Source organism: Cloacibacillus sp. (genome assembly GCF_020860125.1).
Taxonomy (GTDB): Bacteria; Synergistota; Synergistia; order Synergistales; family Synergistaceae; genus Cloacibacillus.
Genome location: NZ_JAJBUX010000021.1, coordinates 1 through 6922, shown reverse-complemented (window position 1 = coordinate 6922; position 6922 = coordinate 1). Strand labels below are relative to the sequence as shown.

Genomic DNA, 6922 nt, shown 5'->3' with positions numbered 1-6922 from the left:
ATGGTGCTCGCTGCGGGCCGTTTCCGGCGGGATGCCGGATGCGGGCGCAACAAAAATAAGTATATTATTTTTTCGCCCAATCGTCAACCCTTTTGAACTGCTTTTTTATAAGGACACTCGGCCTAGTGCTATGCTCATATTTACTATTTTCACTGCACTTACTGCCTTTGTTACATATATTTGTTGATGAATTTACAATTGTCTTATTCGAAACTATTATCGGCGGCGCGATAACTGCGAAACAGGCTTGATCTCCCGCACGCGCAGCGATGTGAAATTTTCTCACGCTATGTAGTCCTAACCACGGTGATCGTGATTCCCGAATGAAGTCCTTTAAAAACAGGAATGCGGGGAAGGCAAGCCTTCCCCGCTGCGTTAGAGCGAAAATATTTTTCGCGGCTAGTAGCCGGTCTTGTCCGAATGGCGCTGAAGCATCGCCATGTTGTTGTTTACCTTTTTGAGGTAGTTGTGCGCGATGCCGCCGTAGTAACGGTTAAGGGCTTTCTGCACTGTCCCGTAGGCGCTCATGTAGCGCGACAGGATAAGAACCCCCGCCTCCACGCCGCGCTCGGGATCGAACATGTGGTCGCGGGTCGGGGCGATGCCCTTCGCGCGCAGCATTCCATTATGCACCTTCCACATGACCTGCATTACGCCCAGAGCTCCCGCCTTGCTCTGCGCCGAGGGATTAAAGCGGCTCTCCGCCTTGGCGATACTAACGACGAGGTCCGAGGGGACGTTGTATTTGACGCTGTAAAATACCAGCGCGCAGGCCTCTCTCCAGGCTGTTTTTGCTGAAATTTTAGGATTTACCTTTCTTATAAAGGCCGCTACGTTCGCAACTTTTTTCTGTTTCGCGGGAGCGAGCGTACCCAGCTTGTTGAGCGTGCTGAGCGGGTGCTCATCCTGCCAGACCCCTATGTGCTGTTCGGTCAGCCCCTGGTGTTTAAGCGCGGCGTAGATAGATTTGTCAAACGGCGCCGGGGTATTTTCCTGCGGAGTCTCTTTCGGGCTTTCGCCAGTCTCGGTCTGTTCAGTATAGACGACGGACGTTTTGTTCTCCGTCATCACGACATTCTCTGTTAGAGCGGTTTCACTAACTGTTGTAATTACTGTGCCGTCCGAGAGGGTGCTATGTGTTTTCGGTGATGATTCCGTACTGCTCATTCCGGCCTCCGGGTGCATTATTACCGAAATGAAGAGCAGGAGCATCACTGCGATCTGCGACAGATGAAAATGCCGCTTTTTCATTATTTTTCGCATATTGACCTCCTTGCGAGTTTGGAAACGCGGAAAGTAATATCAAAAAATCTATGGTTTAAATTTTCTGAATTGTGCTGTCCGCGGGCACTCTTAACGCATGAAATATGATAACGGCAAGAGTCAATAAGTCAAGCTCAAAATAATAAATACCGTGCTTTCAAATGTTACATTAACACATAACTTTAAATAATAGGTAGATTATAGATGTCAAACGATAATTTAATTAAAGATCAATGACCGTCAGCCTTTATTTTTATTGCAGGCAAGCAGCAAAATACCGCAAAAAAGTATGCCTACGCCAAGCGAAGCAATCCATGATAGACGTTCGCCAAGCAGCACTGTAGAGAGGAGCCAGGCGGTGAGCGGCTCGGAGAGCGACAGGGTATAGGCCGTCCCAAGTTCAATATTCTGTATTCCGATAGTAAATAACGTGTACGGAATGATGGTGCTGAGGAAGGTCAGCAGCCCCATGCAGAGGGCGCCGCGCGGCTCAAGCATCCAGGAGATGTCACCGGCAAGCAGCCACGGCAGCGCCATGAGGCCGCTTACGGCGCTGACGACCGCAATAACGTCATAGGGGTCACGCTTTATGAGGCGCAGCCCCACTCCCTCAAGCGCGTAGGAGAGCGCGGCGCTGAAGGCGAGAAAGACGCCGAGGGCGGAGACGGAGAGGGCGCCGGTGTTGCCGCCCAGTACGAGCATGACGCAGCCGGTCACCGCCAGTATGGTGGCGGCGTACCAACGCCACGGCAGCTGTTCTTTAAATAGTATCCGCCCGAAGATGCCCGCGACCGGCGGGGCGCTGCCGATCGCCACCATCGTACCTACAGCGACGCCGGTAAGACGCACGGCGGAGAAGAAGGTGAGCTGGTAGGCGGCAAGCCCAGCCGCGGCAAGCAGCACGCCCTTCACGCTCCAGCCGCCGCGGAAGAGTCCTCCCCTCTTTTTTATCAGCATATATATAAGAAGCACGACGCCCGCGAAGACGACGCGCGCCGCGCCGATGGAGAGCGAGGAGGCTCCCTTCGGCGTGAAGGCCTGTATCGTTCCCGTCGTGCCCCAGCACATGCCCGCCGCGATGACGCATAGTGTTCCCTTTAGGGTATTTTTCGATATCTTCATGGCTCTGTCACGCAAAGCCCATTTAGCGTCAGCCGGCGCCCGCCGACATGCGGCGCACAGGATGGGCGATGTCCGGCAGCAGCTCCCAGATGATTTCACGTTTATCTTTGACGGCGACGAGCGCCTCCTCTGAGAGTGTCCATATCTCAAACGGCTCGGCCCCCGCCGTGAGCGCCGTGCCAAACCGCGCAAGCCTCTCGGCCCGTGCGGCGGCCTGCGGCTCGCTCTCTGATACGAGCAGCAGCTGGCAGATGCTGTCCTGTTCCTGGGTATCTATATCAAAGAAATCGGGCATCATGACGAGGCGCTGGAATGTCACCCACCGCCTGAATCTGCCGATTTCGCGCAGCTCCTCCGCCTCATCTCCGCTGTCGAAGATGAAGAGGAAGCGGTCGGTGTTGATGAACCGCAATGGGTCGTTTGGATGCCCCTTAAAGTTCTCGTATTGCAGGTAGTCGTAGCGGCAGACGTAGAGGATATCGGGAGTGAAGGTGTCAACCAGCGCCCGTTTTTCCTCAAGCCATTGGGCTGACCTCTCGACGGCGGCGGCCATACGCTCTTTTCGTCCGCGAAGCCCTAAGAGGGGGAATTTTTCTTCCATCTCCCGCTCCTCTTTCCCATCCATGTAGGGCCAGGTCAGTTCGTTGCCCGCCACACGGAAGAGCTCTTCGCCGTCGACCCGCGGAAATATTTCCAGTACGGGTGAGGTGTAGTATTGTTTTATGCCCCAGCGCTGCAGGTGGGCGGCGTTAAGACGCTTGAGAAAGTTTCCCGCCCTTGCGGAGCGCGCGCGGTCCCGCGGAGCCTCTCCGGGTTTTTCTTCGATGAAGTTTTCCAGCGCAAGGCGTTTAAATTCGGAGACGCCGGCCTCGCTGAGCGAATAGACGCCCGCCTCCTGCCGGATCAGACCCTCTTTTACGAGTTTTTCCAGCGCGGAGAGGTCCACGCCCTCCCGAGCAAGCATCTCCTCCGTCCAGCAGGGATAGAGGGAGTCAAAGAGGGTGATGAGCATCATGTTATCTATCATATTGCGGTGACCTCTGTCGTTTGATTTACCGTTATTAATGGTATTATCTATCTCTTCTTTGATAAAGCGACAATAATTAAAAGCGGCTGTGAAAAAATTTCACAGCCGTCCGCAATTCGGAGAGATGACGGCGGCAGCTACATTTCAGGAATCATACGTTTCGCGTATTCGATGAATTCACGCGCGGCGGGAGAGGCCTTCGCGAGCGAGGGCAGCGCGATGCCGAAGTTTATGCGGCACGGGGGGTCGAGCGGCAGGATCGCCACTTTGTTGAGCCTGCCTTTGGTTATCAGTTCGTTCATGATGCTCATGCCGAGGCCGCATTCTATCATCGATATCGCGGCATAGTTTTCTATGGTGGAGAAGGCTATTTTAGGAGATATTCCCGCCTCTTCAAGGATGGCGGCGATATCCTCGTCCCGGCCGAGCGCCGGCATGATAAATTTTTCGTCGCGGCAGCGCGCGAGCGGATAGGAGGAAGAGGCCGCGAGAGGATGGTCGAGGGGCAGCACGGCGACGACCGGGTCGTCGCGAAGCGGTATCCAGGCGCATTTCATCTTCGGACGCCAGGTGTAGAAGCACATTTCAACGCTGCTGTCGTCAAGCCAGCCCTGGAGCTCCTGCCTGATGCCCTCGCGTATCTGGATCGCAATGCCGGGATAGTCGGCCTGAAAGGCCTTTATAACGTGCGGAAGCCATTGTATCGAGACGCTCGGATATGTACCGATCGTGAGGCTGCCGCTTTTAACGCCGCGAATTTCCGCCATCGTATGCGCGAGCCGCTCGTTGCATTTGAGCAGCTCGCGGAGCGCGGGCACGAGCCGCAGGCAGTTGTCGGTGGGAATGACGCCGCTCGTGCTGCTGATGAAGAGCGGGAAGCCAAGTTCGTTCTCAATCGCGGCGATCATGTGCCAGATGCCCGACGGAGTGTAGCCGTAGTCTTTGGCCACCTTCGAGAGGTTCCTGTAGTCTATCGCGTCCAGCAGTATTTTGCATTTTTTCAGGTCCATCTCTTGTCCCCCACACGCCCCGCAGCCGGCGCTTTCGCCCCTACCAGGGCAGTTTAACGACGATCTTTTTTATTTTACAGGAGGTATCCCCAACATTCGCCCCCGGACGGTGGCCGTCCCACGGCGCCAGCAGCACCGCCATTTCACGCGAGAGTTTCACGTTCTGTCCCTCGCCGCGGTAGAAGGCGATGTCGTCTTTTTCCGCGTAGGCAACGGTCTCCGTCAGCTCCGCAAGCGGTGCGTAGCCAATCAGCTCCTCCCCTTCGAGGACAAGCTGGAGGTCCCAGTATCTTTTATGGGCCTCAAAGGGTATCTCCTCCTGCGGCTTCGTCTCATATTCCCCGAAACGCAGGTCAAGGGGCGCGAAGTCCATCTTTTTCAGCTCTTCGAAGCTTTTTTCGCGCGCTGCCGAGAGAAATTCGCTCAGCTGGCTCGCGCGCGGCATGTATTCCGGCAGTTCGGTGATGAAGCGTTCTACTGAATCATATACCATCTATTATTGTCGCCCGCCTTTCGCGTCATTTATTTTATCTCTTCTATTTTTATGCTGAGCTCTTCCCATTCTTCGTAGAGTTTTTTTAATGTCTCTTCCTTTTCTTTGAGCTCGATCATCAGGCTCTGGATGCGCTGGGAGTCCGCGAGCACCTCCGGCGAGCAGAGCAGGCCGTTGATCTCCTCTTTGCGCGCCTCGGCATCCGCGATTTCTTTTTCGCAGGCCGCGAGCCGTTCGACAAAATCCTTTTTCGCGCGGTAGAGGCGGTTGCGTTCCTCGGCCTCGGCGCGCCGCTGCTCCTTCGTCCTCGCATCCTGACGGCTCTCCGCGGCGCTGGCGCGCAGTTCGGCGGCAAGTTTTTCCGCGGGATCGGCCTTCGCCGCGGGAACCGGCGCTTCGCGTCCGGCTCTTTTCTCAATGAACCACGAATAGTTGCCTGGGTAGTCGTAGAGCTTCCCGTCGCGTATTTCAACTACGCGGCTCACGAGGTCGTCGAGGAAGGCGCGGTCATGGGAGACGATCAGGATGGTGCCGCCATATTGGAGCAGCACCTTTTGGAAGAGCTCTTTCGTCCCGTAGTCGAGATGGTTCGTCGGCTCGTCAAGGATCAGCAGGTTGGACTCGGAGAGCAGCATTTTAAGCAGCCCCAGACGCGATTTTTCACCGCCAGAGAGGACGGAGACCGGCTTGTATATTTCGTCTCCAGAGAAGAGGAAGGCTCCGAGCAGGTTGCGCTTCGCCCCTTCGAGCAGCTTTGAACCGGTGTTGTTGACCTCCTGCCAGATCGTGCGGCTGTAGTCGAGGTTCTGGGCGCTCTCCTGCGAGAAGTAGGCTTTTTTGACGTTTAAGCCGAGCTCCGCCGTACCGGCGGTGGGCTCTTCGCTCTGGTTCAGCAGACGCATCAGCGTCGATTTGCCCGCGCCGTTGACGCCGACGAGCGCGACGCGTTCTCCGCGTTCGATCACGAGATCCACATCCCGGAATACGGTATGGTCTCCATAGCTCTTCGCAAGCCCCGAGGCCCTTATCACCTCGCGGCCGCTGCGCGGGCTCTCCGGAAACTGGAAGTTCACGCTCTTTGAGGGGGCCTCAAGCTCAGTTATTTCCATCTTTTCCAGCTGCTTGATGCGGCTCTGGACCTGGCGCGCCTTCGTCGCCTTGTAGCGGAAGCGTTCGACGAAGCGCTGTATCTCGTCGATCTTCTCCCGCTGCTGCTCCCACTCGGCTTCGAGGCGCGCGCGGCGCTCCTCGCGCTCCGTAAGGAATTTTTCGTAGCCGCAGGAGTAGAGGTTTATCCGGCCGTTCACCAGCTCCGCCACCGAGGTGACCATGTTGTCAAGAAAACGGCGGTCGTGCGAGACGGCGATGATCGTGCCGCGGTAGTCGCGCAGCCACGATTCAAGCCACTCCATGCTCTCGGTGTCAAGATGGTTCGTCGGCTCGTCGAGCAGCATGATGTCAGAGTGCGAGAGAAGCAGCGCGGCGAGCGCGATGCGCATCTTCCAGCCGCCGGAGAATTCGGAGGTGAGCCGTTCGGCGTCACGTTCCGGCGCGAAGCCCAGACCCTTGAGCACCTGCTTTGCCTCGACCTCGAATCCAAAGCCGCCTTTGGACTCGAATAGCCGCTGCAGCCGCTCGTGTTCGGAGAGCAGCCCCTTCACCGCCGGGTCGTTTTCGCCGAGCAGCGACATCCGCTGTTCACAGCCGGCAAGCTCGCGTGAGAGCTCCGTCAGTCCGGCGCACTCCTTGAGATACTCTATGAGGGGCAGCTCTTTGATCTCCACAAGGTCCTGCGGCAGATAGCCGACAGAGTGCCCCTTGGGCATTGTGATGGTGCCCTCATGGTCGGCACCCCCCGCCAGTACGCGCAGCAACGTCGTCTTGCCCGCGCCGTTGTCGCCCACGAGGCCGATGCGGCTCTTGGGCGTGATGAACCAGTCGATACCGCGCAGGACCTCCTGTTCGCCGAAATTTACCTTTAAATCTTTTATCTCAATCATCTTGTGA

At 56.5% G+C, this 6922-nt stretch carries 7 protein-coding genes; 1 reads left to right on the top strand and 6 read right to left on the bottom strand.

Annotation, left to right across the window (positions count from 1 at the left end):
- Positions 1-187: hypothetical protein (locus tag LIO98_RS02910; RefSeq protein ID WP_291953176.1), on the top strand; the 187-nt coding region annotated here is incomplete at its 5' end.
- 212 nt (positions 188-399) lie between these two features.
- Here LIO98_RS02910 and LIO98_RS02905 read toward each other — a convergent pair.
- From LIO98_RS02905 to LIO98_RS02880, 6 genes are all read right to left on the bottom strand, one after another.
- Positions 400-1263, bottom strand: a complete 864-nt coding sequence (locus LIO98_RS02905) for a transglycosylase SLT domain-containing protein (RefSeq protein WP_291953174.1) — start codon at positions 1261-1263, stop codon at positions 400-402.
- Between the two features lie 240 nt (positions 1264-1503).
- Positions 1504-2385 (bottom strand): DMT family transporter, encoded by an 882-nt coding sequence (locus LIO98_RS02900; RefSeq protein ID WP_291953172.1) that lies wholly within the window; start codon positions 2383-2385, stop codon positions 1504-1506.
- A 28-nt stretch (positions 2386-2413) separates the two neighbouring features.
- On the bottom strand, positions 2414-3412 hold the full coding sequence (locus tag LIO98_RS02895; RefSeq protein ID WP_291953170.1) for a hypothetical protein: 999 nt from the start codon (positions 3410-3412) through the stop codon (positions 2414-2416).
- Positions 3413-3549: 137 nt separating this feature from the next.
- Positions 3550-4422 (bottom strand): LysR substrate-binding domain-containing protein, encoded by an 873-nt coding sequence (locus LIO98_RS02890; RefSeq protein WP_291953168.1) that lies wholly within the window; start codon positions 4420-4422, stop codon positions 3550-3552.
- Positions 4423-4462: 40 nt separating this feature from the next.
- Positions 4463-4915, bottom strand: a complete 453-nt coding sequence (locus LIO98_RS02885; protein ID WP_291953166.1) for a YhcH/YjgK/YiaL family protein — start codon at positions 4913-4915, stop codon at positions 4463-4465.
- Between the two features lie 29 nt (positions 4916-4944).
- On the bottom strand, positions 4945-6922 hold a 1978-nt coding region (locus LIO98_RS02880; RefSeq protein ID WP_363303865.1), incomplete at its 5' end, for an ATP-binding cassette domain-containing protein.

Coding starts and splice junctions, on each gene's coding strand:
- LIO98_RS02905 (WP_291953174.1), bottom strand. CDS start 1,263: ATGCGAAAAATAATGAAAAAGCGGCATTTTCATCTGTCGCAGATCGCA.
- LIO98_RS02885 (WP_291953166.1), bottom strand. CDS start 4,915: ATGGTATATGATTCAGTAGAACGCTTCATCACCGAACTGCCGGAATAC.
- LIO98_RS02900 (WP_291953172.1), bottom strand. CDS start 2,385: ATGAAGATATCGAAAAATACCCTAAAGGGAACACTATGCGTCATCGCG.
- LIO98_RS02890 (WP_291953168.1), bottom strand. CDS start 4,422: ATGGACCTGAAAAAATGCAAAATACTGCTGGACGCGATAGACTACAGG.
- LIO98_RS02895 (WP_291953170.1), bottom strand. CDS start 3,412: ATGATAGATAACATGATGCTCATCACCCTCTTTGACTCCCTCTATCCC.